Source organism: Streptomyces seoulensis, from assembly GCF_004328625.1.
Taxonomy (GTDB): Bacteria; Actinomycetota; Actinomycetes; order Streptomycetales; family Streptomycetaceae; genus Streptomyces; species Streptomyces seoulensis.
The window spans coordinates 1,640,044-1,657,322 of the sequence record NZ_CP032229.1; the positions used below are offsets into that span (position 1 = coordinate 1,640,044).

At 73.3% G+C, this 17,279-nt stretch carries 13 protein-coding genes; 11 read left to right on the plus strand and 2 right to left on the minus strand.

The window, feature by feature from the left end; all coding sequences use genetic code 11:
* The first annotated feature begins 83 nt into the window (after nucleotides 1–83).
* Nucleotides 84–1,283: a bifunctional adenosylcobinamide kinase/adenosylcobinamide-phosphate guanylyltransferase gene (locus tag D0Z67_RS07700; protein ID WP_031179872.1), complete on the plus strand. Its 1,200-nt coding sequence runs from the start codon at nucleotides 84–86 to the stop codon at nucleotides 1,281–1,283.
* Here D0Z67_RS07700 and D0Z67_RS07705 read toward each other — a convergent pair.
* Nucleotides 1,280–2,122: a class I SAM-dependent methyltransferase gene (locus D0Z67_RS07705; RefSeq protein ID WP_031179871.1), complete on the minus strand. Its 843-nt coding sequence runs from the start codon at nucleotides 2,120–2,122 to the stop codon at nucleotides 1,280–1,282. The genes D0Z67_RS07700 and D0Z67_RS07705 overlap by 4 nt on opposite strands.
* Nucleotides 2,123–2,253: 131 nt before the next feature.
* Between D0Z67_RS07705 and cobT the strand changes: the two genes are divergently transcribed.
* The 3 genes from cobT to D0Z67_RS29900 all read left to right on the plus strand — a co-directional run bounded on the left by cobT (nucleotide 2,254) and on the right by D0Z67_RS29900 (nucleotide 5,912).
* Nucleotides 2,254–3,345 carry a nicotinate-nucleotide--dimethylbenzimidazole phosphoribosyltransferase gene (cobT, locus tag D0Z67_RS07710; protein WP_031179870.1) on the plus strand — a complete coding sequence of 364 codons (1,092 nt, stop codon included), beginning with the start codon at nucleotides 2,254–2,256 and terminating at the stop codon, nucleotides 3,343–3,345.
* A gap of 66 nt (nucleotides 3,346–3,411) precedes the next feature.
* A complete protein-coding gene (locus D0Z67_RS07715; RefSeq protein ID WP_031179869.1) occupies nucleotides 3,412–5,229 on the plus strand; it encodes a phosphatidylglycerol lysyltransferase domain-containing protein in 1,818 nt (605 codons plus the stop codon).
* Entirely contained in the window at nucleotides 5,226–5,912 is a 687-nt protein-coding gene (locus tag D0Z67_RS29900; RefSeq protein WP_031179868.1) for a hypothetical protein, read from the plus strand. Before D0Z67_RS07715 ends, D0Z67_RS29900 begins: the two co-directional genes overlap by 4 nt.
* Here the strand turns inward: D0Z67_RS29900 and D0Z67_RS07725 are convergent.
* The gene (locus D0Z67_RS07725; RefSeq protein ID WP_031179867.1) at nucleotides 5,852–6,616 is read right to left on the minus strand and encodes a hypothetical protein; all 765 of its coding nucleotides are present in this window, start codon (nucleotides 6,614–6,616) and stop codon (nucleotides 5,852–5,854) included. The two genes, D0Z67_RS29900 and D0Z67_RS07725, sit on opposite strands and share 61 nt — an antisense overlap.
* A 61-nt stretch (nucleotides 6,617–6,677) precedes the next feature.
* Here D0Z67_RS07725 and D0Z67_RS07730 point away from each other — a divergent pair, with 61 nt between their 5' ends.
* The 7 genes from D0Z67_RS07730 (at nucleotide 6,678) to D0Z67_RS07760 (ending at nucleotide 17,274) form a co-directional block, all read left to right on the plus strand.
* Complete coding sequence (locus D0Z67_RS07730; protein WP_031179866.1) at nucleotides 6,678–7,478, plus strand: adenosylcobinamide-GDP ribazoletransferase; 801 nt, start codon at nucleotides 6,678–6,680, stop codon at nucleotides 7,476–7,478.
* 238 nt (nucleotides 7,479–7,716) lie between these two features.
* Nucleotides 7,717–9,243: a leucyl aminopeptidase gene (locus D0Z67_RS07735; RefSeq protein WP_031179865.1), complete on the plus strand. Its 1,527-nt coding sequence runs from the start codon at nucleotides 7,717–7,719 to the stop codon at nucleotides 9,241–9,243.
* A 242-nt stretch (nucleotides 9,244–9,485) separates the two neighbouring features.
* Entirely contained in the window at nucleotides 9,486–10,874 is a 1,389-nt protein-coding gene (gene lpdA / locus D0Z67_RS07740; RefSeq protein WP_031179864.1) for a dihydrolipoyl dehydrogenase, read from the plus strand.
* 61 nt (nucleotides 10,875–10,935) lie between these two features.
* Complete coding sequence (gene sucB / locus D0Z67_RS07745) at nucleotides 10,936–12,774, plus strand: 2-oxoglutarate dehydrogenase, E2 component, dihydrolipoamide succinyltransferase (protein WP_031179863.1); 1,839 nt, start codon at nucleotides 10,936–10,938, stop codon at nucleotides 12,772–12,774.
* Between the two features lie 290 nt (nucleotides 12,775–13,064).
* Nucleotides 13,065–13,688 carry a GntR family transcriptional regulator gene (locus tag D0Z67_RS07750; RefSeq protein ID WP_031179862.1) on the plus strand — a complete coding sequence of 208 codons (624 nt, stop codon included), beginning with the start codon at nucleotides 13,065–13,067 and terminating at the stop codon, nucleotides 13,686–13,688.
* Nucleotides 13,689–13,935: 247 nt separating this feature from the next.
* Nucleotides 13,936–16,647, plus strand: a complete 2,712-nt coding sequence (gene aceE / locus D0Z67_RS07755; protein WP_031179861.1) for a pyruvate dehydrogenase (acetyl-transferring), homodimeric type — start codon at nucleotides 13,936–13,938, stop codon at nucleotides 16,645–16,647.
* A gap of 108 nt (nucleotides 16,648–16,755) precedes the next feature.
* Nucleotides 16,756–17,274, plus strand: a complete 519-nt coding sequence (locus D0Z67_RS07760; RefSeq protein WP_031179860.1) for a DUF4240 domain-containing protein — start codon at nucleotides 16,756–16,758, stop codon at nucleotides 17,272–17,274.
* Nucleotides 17,275–17,279: the final 5 nt, after the last annotated feature.

Genomic DNA, 17,279 nt, shown 5'->3' on the forward strand with positions numbered 1-17,279 from the left:
GGCGCCCACAGGACATCGTGGATCATCGTCCGCTCAGGTGACCCGGTGCGCGGCGCCCGCCGGGACAGGTGAAAATCGGTTCCGTGGACGTCACTCTGCTCGGCACCGGTGCCCCCTCGGGGCTGCCCCGCCCCGACTGCCCCTGTGCCGTGTGCGCGAGCGCGCTCGGCCCGGACGCGCGGGCGGCCACCGCGCTGCTGGTGGACGGGGTCCTGCTGCTGGACCTGACCCCGGGCGCCGCCTTCGCCGCCGCCCGCGCCGGGCACTCGCTGGGCCGGGTCCGCCAGGTGCTGCTCTCCCACCCGCACGACGGGCCCGCCGTGGAGGTCCCCGCCGGGCTCCCCCAGCCGGTCCGGGTGCCGGACGGCCGCGAGCTGACCCTGCTGACGGGGCATCGGGTGCGGGCGCTGGCGATGGACGCGGGCGGCACCGGGTACGAGGTGACCGGGCCGGACGGGCTGCGGCTGCTGTACCTCCCGCCGGGCGGTTCCCCGGCCGGGCTGGAAGAGCTGGCAGAGCCGTACCACATGGTGCTGGCCGACGTCGTGGGGCGCCCGGACGCGCTGGCCCGGCTGCGGGCGGCCGGCGGGGTGGGTCCGGCGACCGACGTCGTCGCGGTCCACCTGGACCACGACGTGCCGCAGGCGGCGGAGCTGCCCCGGCGGCTGGCGGCGGCCGGGGCGCGCGCGGTGCCGGACGGAGTGACGCTGGCGGTGGGCGCCTACGACGAGGTGCCGGACGTGCCGCGCCGGACGCTGGTGCTGGGCGGCGCCCGCTCGGGCAAGTCGGTGGAGGCGGAACGGCGCCTGGAGTCCTTCCCGGACGTGGTCTACGCGGCGACCGGCGGCACCCGCGCCGGGGACCGCGAGTGGGCGGACCGGGTCGCCGCGCACCGCGAACGCCGTCCCGGCTCCTGGCGTACGGCGGAGACGACGGACCTCGTGCCGCTCCTCGCCGAGGACGGCCCGCCCCTGCTCATCGACTGCCTCTCCCTCTGGCTCACCGACGTGATGGACGCGGTCGGCGCCTGGGACGACGCCCAGTGGGCCGACGGCGGCGAGAAGGCGCTGCGCGCCCGGGTCGACGAACTGACCCGGGCGGTCCGCGCGACCCCGCGCACCGTGGTCGCCGTCTCCAACGAGGTCGGCTCCGGCATCGTCCCCGCCACCCCCTCGGGCCGCCGCTACCGCGACGAACTCGGCCGCCTGAACACGGCGTTCGCGGCGGAGTGCGAGCAGGTCGTACTGGTGGTGGCGGGGCAGGCGCTGGTGCTGCGCGGCTAGAACCGTCCTGGTTTGCGGGCCACGAGCCGGTAGGTGTTGGCGAAGCGGGTGCGGCGGGTCAGGGGGGTGAGGAGGCGGTCCAGGGCGGTGGCCGCTCTCAGGGGGGCGTGGAAGGGGCGGGGGAAGGTCTCGGTGAGGTCCTGGGGCTGGTGGACGCGGGCCGTGGTGGTGACCGTGCAGCCCAGGGCGCTCAGTTCGGCCTCCAGGTTGGGCAGCGGGAGCAGGTGCGCGTGCCGGTGCGGGAGCCAGTGCGGGCCCAGCAGGGCGGCGTAGGCGCTGTCGGGGGCCGGGGACTCGACGACGAGGTGGCCGCCGGGGCGGAGCACGGTCAGCGCGGCGCGCAGTTCGGCGCGCGGGTCGGGGACGTGGGCCAGGTGGTGGAGCAGGCTGACCACGTCGTAGCGGGCGCGCAGCCGGTCGGTGACGCCGGGCGTGGTGAGCAGCCCCCGGTGCGCCTCCTCGACCCGCCCCTCGGCGAGCGCCCGTTCGACCCGCGCGGTGGGGTCGAGGCCGTCGAAGCTGGTGTACGGGAAGAACTCCCTTGCGGCCTGGGGGAAGTGGCCGTGCCCGGTGCCGACGTCCAGCCAGCTCTCGGGGTCGGCCAGCCCGGCCAGGGCGCGTGCGGTGGCCCGGTGCGAGCGGCCGGACGGCGCGGGGGCGTCGCCGGCCGGCCGGGGGTTCTGGAAGGCGTGGGCGCACGCCCCGCACTCGTCGAGGGCGACGGCGCGGGGTCCGCGCAGCCGGGTGCGCAGGCGGGCCGAGCCGCACCAGGGACAGTCCTCGCGGCGCGGCCCGGGGAACCGGTCGCTGACCTGCGGGGCGGAGGGCGAGGACGGCATGGCGGCTCCTGTACGGCATTTCGCGGTAAACCGGAACGTATGGGATGCCGATCTTGGGCGCAATGACGTGCGCCGGGCGTGGTGGCGGTGTGGCGCGGGGCGTCGCGCGCGCGGGCGGTACTGTTCCGCGAATGGACAGCCTTCAACTCGACGACTTCACCGATCTGATCGAGCGCCCGGACGGCGGCATGCGCCAGGACGCCGAGGCGCGGCGGGAGCGCCTGGCCGTGCCGCCCGGCGCGCTGGGCCGGCTGGACGAGCTGGGCGAGTGGCTGGCGGCCGCGCAGGGCGCGGTGCCGGTACGGCCCGTTGAGCGCCCGAAGCTGGTCCTCTTCGCCGGTGACCACGGCATCGCCGCCCTCGGCGTCTCCCGGCGCCCGGAGGGTGGCGCGGCCGGCCTGGTCCGGGCGGTGCTGGAGGGCGCGAGCCCGGCCGCCGTGCTGGCCCGCCGGCTGGACGTACCGGTACGGGTGGTCGACCTGGCCCTGGACTGCGACCCGGACACCCTCCCCGCCGAGGTGACCCGGCACCGGGTGCGGCGCGGCAGCGGCCGGATCGACGTCGAGGACGCGCTGACCGCCGAGGAGGCGGAGGCGGCGTTCCGCGCGGGCATGGCCGTCGCCGACGAGGAGGCCGACTCCGGTACGGATCTGGTGGTGCTCGGCGACGTGAGCGTGGGCGGCACGACGGCGGCCGCCGTCCTGGTGGCCGCGCTGTGCGGCACGGACGCCTCGGTGGTGACCGGGCGCGGCGGCGAGCCCATCGACGACCTGGCCTGGATGCGCAAGTGCGCGGCGGTACGGGACGCGCTGCGCCGGGCCCGCCCGGTCCTCGGCGACCAGCTCCAACTGCTGGCGACGGTGGGCGGCGCCGACCTGACGGCGATGACCGGCTTCCTGCTCCAGTGCGCGGTGCGCAAGCTGCCGGTGATCCTGGACGGCGTCGTCGCGGCGGCCTGCGCGCTGGTGGGCCAGCGGGTGGCGTTCCGGGCGCCGGACTGGTGGCTCGCGGCCCACGACAGCGGTGAGCCGGGGCAGACGAAGGCGCTGGACCGGATGGCGCTGGAGCCGCTGCTGACCACGGGCGTGCGGGTCGGCGAGGGCGCGGGCGCCCTGCTGGCCCTCCCCCTGGTCCGCTCGGCCGCCGCGCTGGCCGCCGAGCTTCCGGAGCGGCCGGAGACCGAGCGGGCCGGGAAGCCCGGGGAGTCTGCGGAGAGCGTCTAGCCCGGCCGCGGCCCACGGCGCCGATGAGCGCGATTCACGGCAAATGCGGACATATGATCACCGCTCATGGAAGATGCCCGAGTTGCCGACCGGTCGAACGGGCCGGACCGGCGGAAGGAACCGGACGAGCGGTCCGAGCAGCCGGGGCGGCGGGCGGGCGGGAAGTCGTCCCGCCGGGCCGCCGCCTGCGCGGTCTGGTACCTGCGGGCCGTCGCGTTCGTCAACTTCCTCAGCGCGGTGTGGGTCTCGCTGGGCCAGGACGTGCGCCGCCACAACCAGGAGAACCTGTTCACGCCGTACCTGCTGACGGCCGGGTTCGCCTCGGGTGTGTTCACCGCGTTCCTGGCCATCACCATGCGGCGGCGCAAGCGGGCCGCGTGGATTCTCAACCTGGTGCTCAGCGGGGCGTTCCTGGCCCTGTTCGCGGTCGCCATGGCCTTCCCGGAGATCCGCCGCTCCGCGCAGAACTGGGTCTCGCTCGTGCTGACGGCCGCCTTCGTCGCCGTCCTGCTGGTCGGCCGCCGGGAGTTCTACGCCAAGGGTGACCGCTCCAACCCCCGGCTCGCCGCGAGTGTGGCCCTCGGTGGCGGTACGGCGGCCTCGCTGCTCGCCGCGCTGCTGGTGACGGTCACCAACCAGGCGCCGGACGCGGCCCGTTCGACGTTCCTGGAGCGCTGGGAGTACGGCACGCTGCGGCTGGTGTCGGTGGCCACCGAGGAGTCCGGCTTCCCCGGCATCGACACGCCCAACTGGGCCGACGTCAGCATCAACGTGCTCAGTACGGTCCTTCTCCTCGCCGTCCTGTACGCCGCGTTCCGCTCCCGCCGCGCCGTCGACCCGCTCACCGAGGTGGACGAGGCGCGGCTGCGGGAGCTGCTGGACAAGCACGGCGAACGCGACTCGCTCGGCTACTTCGCGCTGCGCCGGGAGAAGAGCGTGCTGTGGTCCCCCACCGGCAAGGCGGCCGTCGCCTACCGGGTGGTGGGCGGGGTCAGCCTGGCCTCGGGCGACCCGCTGGGCGACCCCGAGGCATGGCCCGGCGCGATCGCCCCCTGGCTCACCGAGGCCCGCGCCCACGGCTGGATTCCCGCGGTGATGGGCGCGAGCGAGGAGGCCGGGACCGTCTACGCCCGGCATGGCCTGGACGCCCTCGAACTGGGCGACGAAGCCGTCGTGGAGGTCGCCGAGTTCACCCTGGAGGGCCGCGCGATGCGCACCGTGCGCCAGGCGTACAACCGGGTGCGGCGGGCCGGGTACGAGGTGCGGATGCGGCGGCACGAGGACATCCCGGCGGCCGAGATGGCCCGGCTCGTGGAGCGGGCCGACGACTGGCGGGACGGCGCCACCGAACGCGGCTTCAGCATGGCGCTGGGCCGGCTCGCGGACCCGGAGGACGGACGGTGCGTGATGCTGGAGTGCACCGACGCCGAGGGCCGGCTGCGCGCCCTGCTGTCGTTCGTGCCATGGGGTCCCGACGGGCTCTCGCTGGACCTGATGCGCCGTGACCGGGACAGCGACAACGGGCTGATGGAGTACATGGTCATCGACCTCCTGCGCCGCTCGCCGGAGATCGGGGTCACCCAGGTCTCGCTGAACTTCGCCATGTTCCGCTCGGTGTTCGAGCGCGGCGCCCGTCTCGGCGCCGGGCCGGTGCTGCGGCTGTGGCGCTCGCTGCTGAGCTTCTTCTCCCGCTGGTGGCAGATCGAGTCGCTGTACCGGGCCAACGCCAAGTACCGGCCCATCTGGGAGCCGCGCTTCCTGCTCTTCGAGAAGAGCGCCGACCTGCCCCGGATCGCCCTGGCGGCGGCCCGCGCGGAGGGGTTCCTGGAAGCGCCGGGCCTGCCGAAGTGGCTGCACCGCAGACAGTTGGAGACCCACCGGTGAGAGCGTGGGCCCGCGCCGAGTGGGGCCCGCTGTACGCGGCCCTGCGGGCGGCGCTGCTCAGGCGCGGTCCGCTGCTCGGGGCGCCGCTGACGCTCGGCGCGGTGGGCCTGACCGCGCTGCTGCAGTTCGTGCAGAACCAGCCCTGGGGCTTCGCCCTGGTGGAGGCGGCCGGTGCCGTGCGCGCCGCCGACCCGCTCTGGCTGGCCCTGCTGCGCACCCCGCTCTCCCTGTTCGTACCGGCGCTGGACCTGCCGGTGTGGGGCGCGCTGGCCCAGGTACTCTGCGTGTTCGGCATCGCGGAACTCTGCCTCGGGCGCCGCCGCACCCTGCTCATCGCCTACACCGCCACGCTCGCCGGGACGCTGTACGCCCGTGTCGGCATCGCCCTCGGCCCGCACGCCCCCTTCGGCCTGCCCGCCTCCGACGCGCTGGTGGTGGACACCGGCCCCTCGGCCGCCGTGGTGGGGCTCGCGGTGTACGTGGCGGTACGGCACCACGCCCGTGTGACGGCGGTGGCGGTGCCGGCCGCGATGGTGATCGAGGTGCTGCTGAAGGACAACCTGGCCGGCAAGGAGCACCTCGCGGCCCTGCTCGCCGTGGGCACCCTGTGCCTGGCGGGGCTTCAGCCGCCCCTGGGCAGCCGGGCCGGAGAGGGGTCGGGCTTGCCGCCGATCCAGTCCTGAACCACCCGCCGGGGCCCCGCCCAGCGCCGGTCGTGCCGGTAGGCCCGCAGCAGGGACCGGGCGCGGGCACGCGGGCGCCGGCCGTAGAAGCGCCGCGCCCAGAACGAGGCCGGCCGGGCCAGCCGGACGGCGCCCGCGAGTGCCAGCAGCGGCACGATCGCCCCGAACACGGCGGTACGGGCCTTGCCCTTGCTCAACGCGACCAGCGAGATCAGGAAGTTGACCGCGACGAACGCGATGACCCCACCCCGGTCCTGCAACTCGGCCTGCGAGAGGTCGTTGACGCCGAACGGGGAGAAGCCCGCGAGCAGCAGCCCGACCAGCGCGGCGGTGATGACCACCACCTCGACGCTCTTGCGGCCCTCCGCGCTCCAGTACACGTCGTCCAGATGCAGGATCAGCGCGAACTCGTCCAGCACCAGCCCGGCGCCGATCCCGAAGACCACGGCGGCGATCGCGCCGCCCGCCCCGTGCCGGTCGCTGGCGACGGCGCCGAAGCCGCCGACGATGGTCAGCACCACCCCGGGCACCACGTGATGGATGTGCAGCCCGCCCGCCTTGACGTTGCCGAACGGGCCCTTCCCGGCGCGGATCAGCCGGACGATGACCCGGGTCACGACGAAGGTGACCACGAACGAGAAGAGGGCCAGCAGCAGCGGAAGCTTGCCCGGTTCCAGGATGTTCCGCTCCCACCAGTGCCCCATGTGCGCACTTTATCCCCGGCCCGCCGACCGGGCCCGGCAACCGCCCCGGTAGCCTGCGCCGATGCCCGAGACCCCCTCGCCCGGCCCGCTCGACGGACCCCGCTTCGCGTTCGGCACCCTCACCGTGATCCCGGTCCGGGTGCACCGCTGGGACCGGACGGCAGCGCGGGCGGGCATGCTGTGCGCCCCGCTGACCGGACTCACCGTCGGCCTCGCGGCGGCCGGGCTCGGGCTGTCGCTCCTGCTGCTCGGGGCGGGCCCGCTGCTGGCCGCCGTCGCGTCCGTCGCCGTACCGGCCGCGCTCACCCGGGGGCTGCACCTGGACGGGCTCGCCGACACCGCCGACGGGCTGGGCAGCGGCAAGCCCGCCGAGCAGGCGCTCGCCGTCATGAAGCGGTCCGACATCGGGCCGTTCGGCGTGCTGACCCTGGTGCTCACGCTGCTGGCCCAGGTCGCCGCGCTCGCCGGGCTGTACGGCGACTCGTGGGCGCGGGGCGCGCTCGGGGCAGTCGTCTCCGGGGTCGCGGCCCGGCTTTCGCTCACGCTGGCCGCGCGCGCCGGGGTGCCGGCCGCCCGTCCGGAGGGGCTCGGGGCGGCGGTGGCCGGGGTGGTGCCGGTGCCGGGCGCGCTGGCGGTGGGGGCGGCGGTGACGCTGGCGGCCGGGTCGGCCGGGGCGCTGCTCGGGCCGTGGGATGCGGTGCGTACGGCGGCGGCCGTGCCGCTCTGCCTGGTCCCGGCCGAACTCCTGCTGCGCCGCTGCGTGCATCGCTTCGGCGGGGTCACCGGGGACGTGTTCGGCGCCCTCGCGGAGACGGCGGCCACGGCGGCGCTGCTCGTGCTGTGCCTGGGCGGCGCCGGCTGAGCACGGCAACTGTGCCGCACCTGGGGCGAGTTGTCCCCCTCGCCCGACAGAAGCGCCCGGTGTGCGGGCGGCCGGGGTGGTCCTCGGCCATGAGTGAACGAACGTACACGCGTAGTCTCGTGGCGGGTGTTCGCCGACAGGGAGTCGACCCACCCCTTGCGGCGGTCGCCCCTCGCGGACGACCGGCTTGCGCAAACGGCCCCAGCAAACTTCACATCGGAAGCGAGATTTCACCACCGTGACTGCTCTGACTCTCAAGCCAGCCGTCGCGCCGGGCCCGCGGGCCGACGCGATCGTGATCGGTGTCGCCAAGGCCGGCACGGGCCCCGTCGTGGCGCCCGGTGCCGAGGCCGTGGACCAGGCGTACGACGGCGGGCTGGCCGGCGTCCTGAAGACCCTCGGTGCGTCGGGCGCCGAGGGCGAGCTGACCAAGCTGCCCGCCCCCGCCGGTCTGGACACCCCGCTCGTGGTGGCGGTCGGCCTGGGCGCCGAGCCCGAGGCGGACGCCGGGTACGACGCCGAGGCGCTGCGCCGGGCCGCCGGTGTGGCCGCCCGCGGCCTGTCCGGCACCAAGAAGGCCGCCTTCGCGCTCCCCGTCGACGGTCCGGGCGCGCTGGCCGCGATCGCCGAGGGCGTGCTGCTCGGCGCGTACGCCTTCGACGCGTACAAGGAGAGCCCGAAGGACGGCGAGGCGAAGGACGGCAGCGGGCCGCTCGGCGAGGCCGTGCTGCTCGGCGGGGAAGAGGGCGAGGCCGGATTCCAGGCCGCCGTCGACCGTGCGACGGCGATCGGCGAGGAGCTGAACCGCGCCCGCGACCTCGTCAACACCCCGCCGAACGACCTGGACCCCGAGGCGTTCGCCGCCGTCGCGCAGGCCGCGGCCGACGAGCACGGTCTGACCATCGAGGTGCTGGACGAGCAGGCGCTGAAGGACGGCGGCTACGGCGGCATCCTCGGCGTCGGCGGCGGCTCGGCGTCCACCCCGCGCCTGGTCAAGCTGGCGTACAAGCACCCCGAGGCGGACAAGCACCTCGCCTACGTGGGCAAGGGCATCACCTACGACTCGGGCGGCATCTCGCTCAAGCCCGCCGGGCACAACGAGACGATGAAGTGCGACATGGCCGGCGCGGCCGCCGTGTTCGCCGCCGTCGTCGCGGCCGCCCGCCTCGGCCTCAAGGTGAACGTGACCGGCTGGCTGGCGCTCGCCGAGAACATGCCGTCCGGCTCCGCCACCCGCCCCGGTGACGTGCTGCGCATGTACAGCGGCAAGACCGTCGAGGTGCTCAACACCGACGCCGAGGGCCGCCTGGTCCTGGCCGACGCGCTGTGGGCGGCCTCGGCCGAGGAGCCGGACGCGATCGTGGACGTCGCCACGCTGACCGGCGCGATGGTGCTGGCGCTCGGCAACCGCACCTTCGGGATCATGGCCAACGACGACGCCTTCCGCACCTCGCTGCACGAGGTGGCCGAGGAGTCCGGTGAGCCGGCCTGGCAGATGCCGCTCCCCGAGCACCTGCGCAAGGGCATGGACTCCCCCGTCGCCGACATCGCCAACATGGGCGAGCGGATGGGCGGCGGCCTGGTCGCCGGCCTCTTCCTGCGCGAGTTCATCGGCGAGGGCATCACCTGGGCGCACCTGGACATCGCGGGTCCGGCCTTCAACGAGGGCGGCCCCTTCGGCTACACGCCCAAGGGCGGCACCGGGACCGCCGTGCGCACCCTGGTGCGGCTGGCCGAGCAGACCGCCGACGGCGACCTCGGCTGACCTCGCGGCACACCCTGGGGGGCGCGGACCGACCCGGTCCGCGCCCCCGGCGTGAGGCGTCCGGAGCGGACGTGGGGCGTCTCACACCCCGGCCCGGCGTCCGTCGCACCCCCGACAGGTGCAAAGATGGAGCCCGGCAGGACAGGGCCCCCACCACAGGGCCGAAGCATTGAGCGGCCGGACACCAGCCGCCTGCCGGTCATCGGAGACCGGCACAGGCGCACATGCATGGAGGACGTGACGTGGCGAACGACGCCAGCACCGTTTTCGACCTAGTGATCCTCGGCGGTGGCAGCGGTGGTTACGCCGCGGCCCTGCGCGGAGCGCAGCTTGGCCTGGACGTCGCCCTGATCGAGAAGGACAAGGTCGGCGGCACCTGCCTGCACAAGGGGTGCATCCCCACCAAGGCCCTGCTGCACGCGGGCGAGATCGCCGACCAGGCCCGCGAGAGCGAGCAGTTCGGCGTCAAGGCGACCTTCGAGGGCATCGACGTCCCCGCCGTCCAGAAGTACAAGGACGACGTGATCTCGGGCCTGTACAAGGGCCTCCAGGGCCTGATCGCCTCCCGCAAGGTGACGTACATCGAGGGCGAGGGCCGGCTGTCCTCCCCCACGTCGGTGGATGTCAACGGGCAGCGGATCGAGGGCCGCCACGTCCTGCTGGCGACCGGCTCCGTGCCGAAGTCGCTGCCGGGCCTCCAGATCGACGGCGACCGGATCATCTCCTCCGACCACGCCCTCGTCCTGGACCGCGTGCCCAAGTCCGCGATCATCCTCGGCGGCGGTGTCATCGGCGTCGAGTTCGCGTCCGCGTGGAAGTCCTTCGGGGCCGACGTCACCGTCATCGAGGGCCTGAAGCACCTGGTGCCGGTCGAGGACGAGAACTCCTCCAAGCTGCTGGAGCGCGCGTTCCGCAAGCGCGGCATCAAGTTCAGCCTGGGCACCTTCTTCGAGAAGGCCGAGTACACCCAGGACGGTGTCAAGGTCACCCTCGCCGACGGCAAGGAGTTCGAGGCCGAGGTCCTCCTCGTCGCCGTCGGCCGCGGCCCGGTCTCCCAGAACCTCGGTTACGAGGAGCAGGGCGTCAACATCGACCGCGGCTACGTCCTGGTCGACGAGTACATGCGCACCAACGTGCCGACCATCTCGGCCGTCGGTGACCTCGTCCCGACCCTCCAGCTCGCCCACGTCGGCTTCGCCGAGGGCATCCTGGTCGCCGAGCGGCTGGCCGGTCTCAAGACCGTCCCGATCGACTACGACGGCGTCCCGCGTGTGACGTACTGCCACCCGGAGGTCGCCTCCGTCGGCATCACCGAGGCCAAGGCCAAGGAGATCTACGGCGCGGACAAGGTCGTCGCCCTGAAGTACAGCCTCGCGGGCAACGGCAAGAGCAAGATCCTCAAGACCGCGGGCGAGATCAAGCTCGTCCAGGTCAAGGACGGTGCCGTGGTCGGCGTCCACATGGTGGGCGACCGCATGGGTGAGCAGGTCGGCGAGGCCCAGCTCATCTACAACTGGGAGGCGCTGCCCGCCGAGGTGGCCCAGCTCATCCACGCCCACCCGACGCAGAACGAGGCGCTCGGCGAGGCGCACCTGGCGCTGGCCGGAAAGCCGCTGCACGCCCACGACTGAGCCTTCGGCCCCCGGGCGCGACGACACAGACTTCCGCAATTCCTAAGGAGCAACAGAAACCATGGCGGTTTCCGTAACCCTTCCGGCGCTCGGTGAGAGCGTCACCGAGGGCACTGTCACCCGCTGGCTGAAGGCCGAGGGCGAGCGCGTCGAGGCCGACGAGCCGCTGCTCGAGGTGTCGACCGACAAGGTCGACACCGAGATCCCCTCGCCCGTCGCCGGTGTACTGGCCTCGATCAAGGTCGCCGAGGACGAGACCGTCGAGGTCGGCGCCGAGCTGGCCCTGATCGACGACGGCTCCGGCGCCCCCGCTGCTGAGGCTCCCGCGGCCGAGGCCCCCGCCGCCGAGGCTCCGGCCCCGGCCGCCGAGGAGGCCCCGCAGTCCGCCCCGTCCACCGAGCAGGAGGCGCCCGCCGAGGCGCCGACCGCCGAGGCGGCCTCCGGCGGCGGTTCCGCCGAGGGCACCGACGTGGTCCTGCCCGCGCTGGGCGAGTCGGTCACCGAGGGCACCGTCACCCGCTGGCTGAAGTCGGTGGGCGACTCCGTCGAGGCCGACGAGCCGCTGCTCGAGGTCTCCACGGACAAGGTCGACACCGAGATCCCGGCGCCCACCTCGGGCACCCTGCTGGAGATCGTGGTCGGCGAGGACGAGACCGCCGAGGTCGGCGCCAAGCTCGCCGTCATCGGTGCCGCGGGTGCCGCCCCGGCCGCCGCTCCGGAGGCCCCGAAGGCGCCCGCCGCCGAGGCCCCGGCCGCTCCGGCCCCGGCTGCCCCGGCTCCGGCCGCCCCCGCCGCCCCGGCCCCGCAGGCGCCCGCCCCGCAGGCCCCGTCGGCTCCGGCGCCGCAGCAGCAGACCGCGCCGGCTCCCGACCCGGCCCCGGCCGCCCCGGCTCCGGCTCCGGCTCCCGCGCCCGCCCAGGCTCCGGCCGCCGCGCCGAGCGCGCCGACCGCCACCCAGGCGACCGACGAGGGCGCCTACGTGACCCCGCTGGTGCGCAAGCTCGCCGCCGAGAGCAGCGTCGATCTGGCCTCGGTCAAGGGCACCGGTGTCGGTGGCCGCATCCGCAAGCAGGACGTCATCGCCGCCGCCGAGGCCGCGAAGGCCGCCGCCGCCCCGGCTCCGGCCGCGGCGCAGGCTCCGGCCGCCGCGAAGAAGGCTCCGGCGCTGGAGGCTTCCCCGCTGCGTGGCCAGACCGTCAAGATGACCCGCATCCGCAAGGTCATCGGCGACAACATGGTCAAGGCGCTGACCGAGCAGGCCCAGCTCTCCTCGGTCGTCGAGGTCGACGTCACCCGTCTGATGAAGCTGCGCGGCAAGGCGAAGGACTCCTTCGCGGCCCGTGAGGGCGTCAAGCTCTCCCCGATGCCGTTCTTCGTCAAGGCCGCCGCGCAGGCGCTGAAGGCCCACCCGGTCATCAACGCCCGCATCAACGAGGCCGAGGGCACCATCACCTACTTCGACACCGAGAACGTCGGTATCGCGGTGGACTCCGAGAAGGGCCTGATGACCCCGGTCATCAAGCACGCCGGTGACCTCAACCTCGCGGGCATCGCCAAGGCGACCGCGGAGCTGGCCGGCAAGGTCCGCGCCAACAAGATCACCCCGGACGAGCTGTCCGGCGCGACCTTCACCATCTCCAACACCGGTTCGCGCGGCGCCCTGTTCGACACGATCATCGTGCCGCCGAACCAGGTCGCCATCCTCGGCATCGGCGCCACGGTGAAGCGCCCGGCCGTCCTGGAGACGGAGGAGGGCACGGTCATCGCCGTCCGCGACATGACCTACCTGACCCTCTCCTACGACCACCGTCTGGTCGACGGCGCCGACGCGGCCCGCTACCTGACCACGGTCAAGCAGATCCTGGAAGCAGGCGAGTTCGAGGTAGAGCTCGGCCTGTAACCCCGGCCTGTGACGAAGCCCCCTGTCGTTCGACAGGGGGCTTCGTCGTTCCTGGCCCGGAGGAACGAGCACGTGTCGGCGCAGGCCGGCTGCAACTCCCCAGGGGCGCGGGGAACTGCGCGACCAGCCACATCGGACCCGCACACACCCCAAACCCGCACCCCTACGGCGAGATGCTTCGAAAACACCCTGTGCCCCTCGTCTCACCTGGGCAAAAGCACCCCTATGCGCCGCACGCCGACCGCAGGGCACCCGTATCGTCGTAGAGCCGCCTCGCGAAGGAGCCCAGAATGACCGCGCCCGTAATCCACTCGCTGCGCGAACAGATCCGCGAGCACATCGTGGAGGGCATCGTCAGCGGCCGCTGGCAACCGGGCGAGCGCATCGTGGAACGACGGATCGCCACCGAGCTGGAGGTCAGCCAGACCCCCGTACGCGAGGCCCTGCGCGAACTGGAATCCCTCCGCCTCATCGAATCGGCCCCCAACAAGGGCGTACGCGTACGCAACCTGACCGCGGCCGACCTGGAGGAGAGCTACCCCGTACGGGCCGGCCTGGAGGCCATCGCGGCGGAACTCGCGGCCGAGACCCTGGCGGAGAGCTGCGAGGCCCTGGAGCCCCACGTGGCGGCCCTCTACGAGGCCGACCAGGCCCAGGACGGCACCGGCCAGGTCCGCCACACCGTCGGCTTCCACCGCGAACTCGTCCGCGCCGCGGGCAACTCGGTGCTGCTGCACACCTGGGAGGGCCTGGGCATCGAGGTGTTCACCGCCCTGTCGATCCGCTGGCTCGGCACCGTCCAGCAGTCCTACGCCGAGGAGCACGAGGAGCTGGTGCAGGCGTTCCAGCGCCGCGATCCCCGTATCGCCGAGCTGGTGAAGGCACACGTGCTGGGCTGCGCGCCGCGCCCCTGAAGCGGCTGAGCGGCACCCCGCTCACCTGGGAAAACAAGGCACGGCGTGCCTGTACGAAAGACACCGGGTGCCTACTTTCGCGTCGAGACCGGGTTTTCGTCCCCAAACCTTTGATCGATCATCGATCAGGGAGTTATTGTCACCGACGGACTTCTACCGAGTTCTCGCCCTGTCCTGCCAAAGACCAAGGGCAACCCCGAACCCTCACCCATGAGGGATTCCCCCTTCGACTGAGGAAGGCGGCGAGATGACCGACCCCAACGCCATCCAGCCGAGCGCGCTCGACCAGCTCCCGGACCGCGACCCGGAGGAGACCGCCGAATGGCGTGCCTCCCTGGACGCCGTGGCCAGGGAAGCGGGCCCGCACCGCGCCGCGTACCTGATGCGGCGCACGCTGGAGCGTGCCGAGGCGGGCGGCGTCGCGCTGCCGAAGCTCCTGGAGACGGACTACGTCAACTCCATCCCCACCGCCGCCGAGCCGGGCGTACCCGGTGACGAGGCGATGGAGACCCGGATCACCGCGTGGAACCGGTGGAACGCGGCGGCGATGGTCACCCGCGGCAGCAAGCACGGCGTCGGCGGCCACATCGCCACCTTCGCCTCGGCCGCGTGGCTGTACGAGACCGGCTTCAACCACTTCTTCAAGGGCAAGGAGTCCCCGGACGCCGACGGCTCCGGTGACCAGCTCTACATCCAGGGCCACGCCTCCCCCGGCATCTACGCCCGCGCCTTCCTCGACGGACGGCTGGACGAGGCGCACCTGGACAACTTCCGCCAGGAGGCGGCCGGCAACGGCCTCCCGTCGTACCCGCACCCGCGCCGGCTGCCCTGGCTGTGGGAGTTCCCGACGGTGTCGATGGGCCTCGGCCCGCTCTCCGCGATCTACCAGGCGCGGTTCAACCGCTACCTGACCAACCGCGGCATCAAGGACGTCTCCGCCTCGCACGTGTGGGCGTTCCTCGGTGACGGCGAGATGGACGAGCCGGAGTCGACGGCGGCCCTCGCGCTCGCCGCGCGTGAGGAGCTGGACAACCTCACCTTCGTCATCAACTGCAACCTCCAGCGCCTGGACGGCCCGGTCCGCGCCAACTTCAAGATCGTGCAGGAGCTGGAGGCCCAGTTCCGCGGCGCCGGCTGGAACGTCGTCAAGACGCTGTGGGGCACCGCCTGGGACGAGCTGTTCCAGCTCGACACCACGGGCGCGCTGGTCCGCCGCCTGCGCCAGGTGCCGGACGCCCAGATCCAGACGTACCAGACGCGTGACGCGGCCTACATCCGCCAGGACTTCTTCGGCGCCGACCCGGCGCTGGTGGAGATGGCGAAGCTGCTGAGCGACGACAAGATCCTGGAGTGCTTCCACCTGTCGCGCGGCGGTCACGAGGCCCGCAAGGTCTTCGCCGCGTACAAGGCGGCCGTGGAGCACAAGGGCGCGCCGACGGTGATCCTGGCCCAGACGGTCAAGGGCCACACCCTCGGTCCGGGCTTCGCCTCCAAGAACGCCAACCACCAGATGAAGAAGCTCTCGGTGGACGAGTTCAAGGCGATGCGGGACCTGCTGGAGCTGCCGATCTCCGACAGCGCGTTCGCCGACGGCCAGGTGCCCTACGGCCACCCGGGCGCCGACTCCCCCGAGGTCCGCTACCTCCAGGAGCGCCGCGCGGCCCTCGGCGGTCCGGCCCCGGCCCGCCGCACGCACCCCGTCGCGCCGCTGCCCGCCCCGGCGGAGAAGGCGTTCACCTCCTTCGACAAGGGCTCCGGCTCGCAGAACGTCGCCACCACCATGGCGTTCGTCCGCCTGGTCAAGGACCTGGTCCGCGACAAGGAGACCGGCAAGCGCTGGGTGCCGATCGTCCCCGACGAGGCGCGCACCTTCGGCATGGAGTCGCTGTTCCCCTCCCTCGGCATCTACTCGCCCAAGGGCCAGACGTACGAGCCGGTCGACCGCGACCAGCTGATGTACTACAAGGAGGCCAAGAACGGCCAGATCCTCAACGAGGGGATCACCGAGGCCGGTTCGATGGCCGACTTCATCGCCGCGTCGACCGCGTACGCCACGCACGGCGAGACGATGATCCCGTTCTACATCTTCTACTCGATGTTCGGCTGGCAGCGCACGGCCGACCAGATGTGGCAGCTCGGCGACCAGCTCGGCCGCGGCTTCCTCGTCGGCGCGACCGCCGGCCGTACGACCCTGACGGGCGAGGGCCTCCAGCACGCCGACGGTCACTCCCCGGTGATCGCCGCGACCAACCCGGCCGCGCTGACGTACGACCCTGCGTTCGCCTACGAGGTCGCCGCGATCGTCAAGGAGGGTCTGCGCCGGATGTACGGCGAGGCCGCGCCGGGCGAGGACCAGGACGTCTTCTACTACCTGACGGTCTACAACGAGCCGATGCCGCAGCCGGCCAAGCCCGCCGTGCCCGGCATCGACGAGGGCATCGTCAAGGGCCTGTACCGGTTCAACACGGCCGAGTCCGCGGGCGTCACCGTCCCGGCGAACGCGCCGCGCATCCAGCTCCTGGGCTCGGGTACGGCGATCCACTGGGCGCTGGACGCGCAGCGGATGCTGGCCGAGGAGTGGGGGGTGGCCGCCGACGTGTGGTCCGCGACCTCCTGGTCCGAGCTGCGCCGTGACGCGATGGACGCCGACGCGGCCCTGCTGCGCGGCGAGGAGCGGGTGCCGTTCGTGCGGCGGGCGCTCCAGGGCGCCGAGGGCCCGGTCCTCGCGGTCTCCGACTACATGCGCCAGGTCCCGGACCAGATCGCGCAGTGGGTCGACCAGGACTGGTCCTCGCTGGGCGCGGACGGCTTCGGCCTCTCCGACACCCGCGCGGCGGCCCGCCGGCACTTCGGTGTCGACGCCGAGTCGATCGTGGTCGCGTCCCTGGCCCAGCTCGCCAAGCGCGGCGGGGTCAAGGCGACGGCGGTGAAGGAAGCCCGCGAGAAGTACGGGCTGTGACCTCCTGAGGTCCACTGAAGGGGTACGGCGTGCTGCCGTGCCCCTTCTTGCCTTTGCCGTGCCGTTCCGCGTGCGGGGCGGGGGTGGAGGCCCGATGCTGGTGGCGTGATGGACGAGACGGAGTTCTGGGAGCTGATCGACGCCACCCGCGAGGCCGCCGAGGGCGACCCCGAGGAGCAGGCCGACCTGCTGGTGGACCGGCTGCTCCAGTTCGACCCGGACATGGTGCTGGACTTCGCCCGTCACTTCGAGGCCCGCTACAACCGCGCCTACCGCTGGGACCTGTGGGGCGCGGCCTGGCTGCTGCTGGACGGCGCCGGCGACGACGCCTTCGACTACTTCCGCTGCTGGCTCATCGGCCAGGGCCGTGAGGTCTTCGAGGGCGCCCTGCACGACCCCGACTCGCTCGCCGAGCTGCTCGACGAGTTCGACGAGGAGATAGACGGCGACGGCGAGGAACTCGGGTACGCGGCCGACGAGGCGTACGAGCGCCTGACCGGCATGGTCGCCCCCGACCTGGGCATCGCCCCCGCCCCCGGCGAGCCCGAGGGCACCCCCGTCGACTTCGAGAACGACGGCACCCTGGCGGAGCGGTACCCGGCCCTGTGGGACCGCTTCAAACCGTGAGCCCT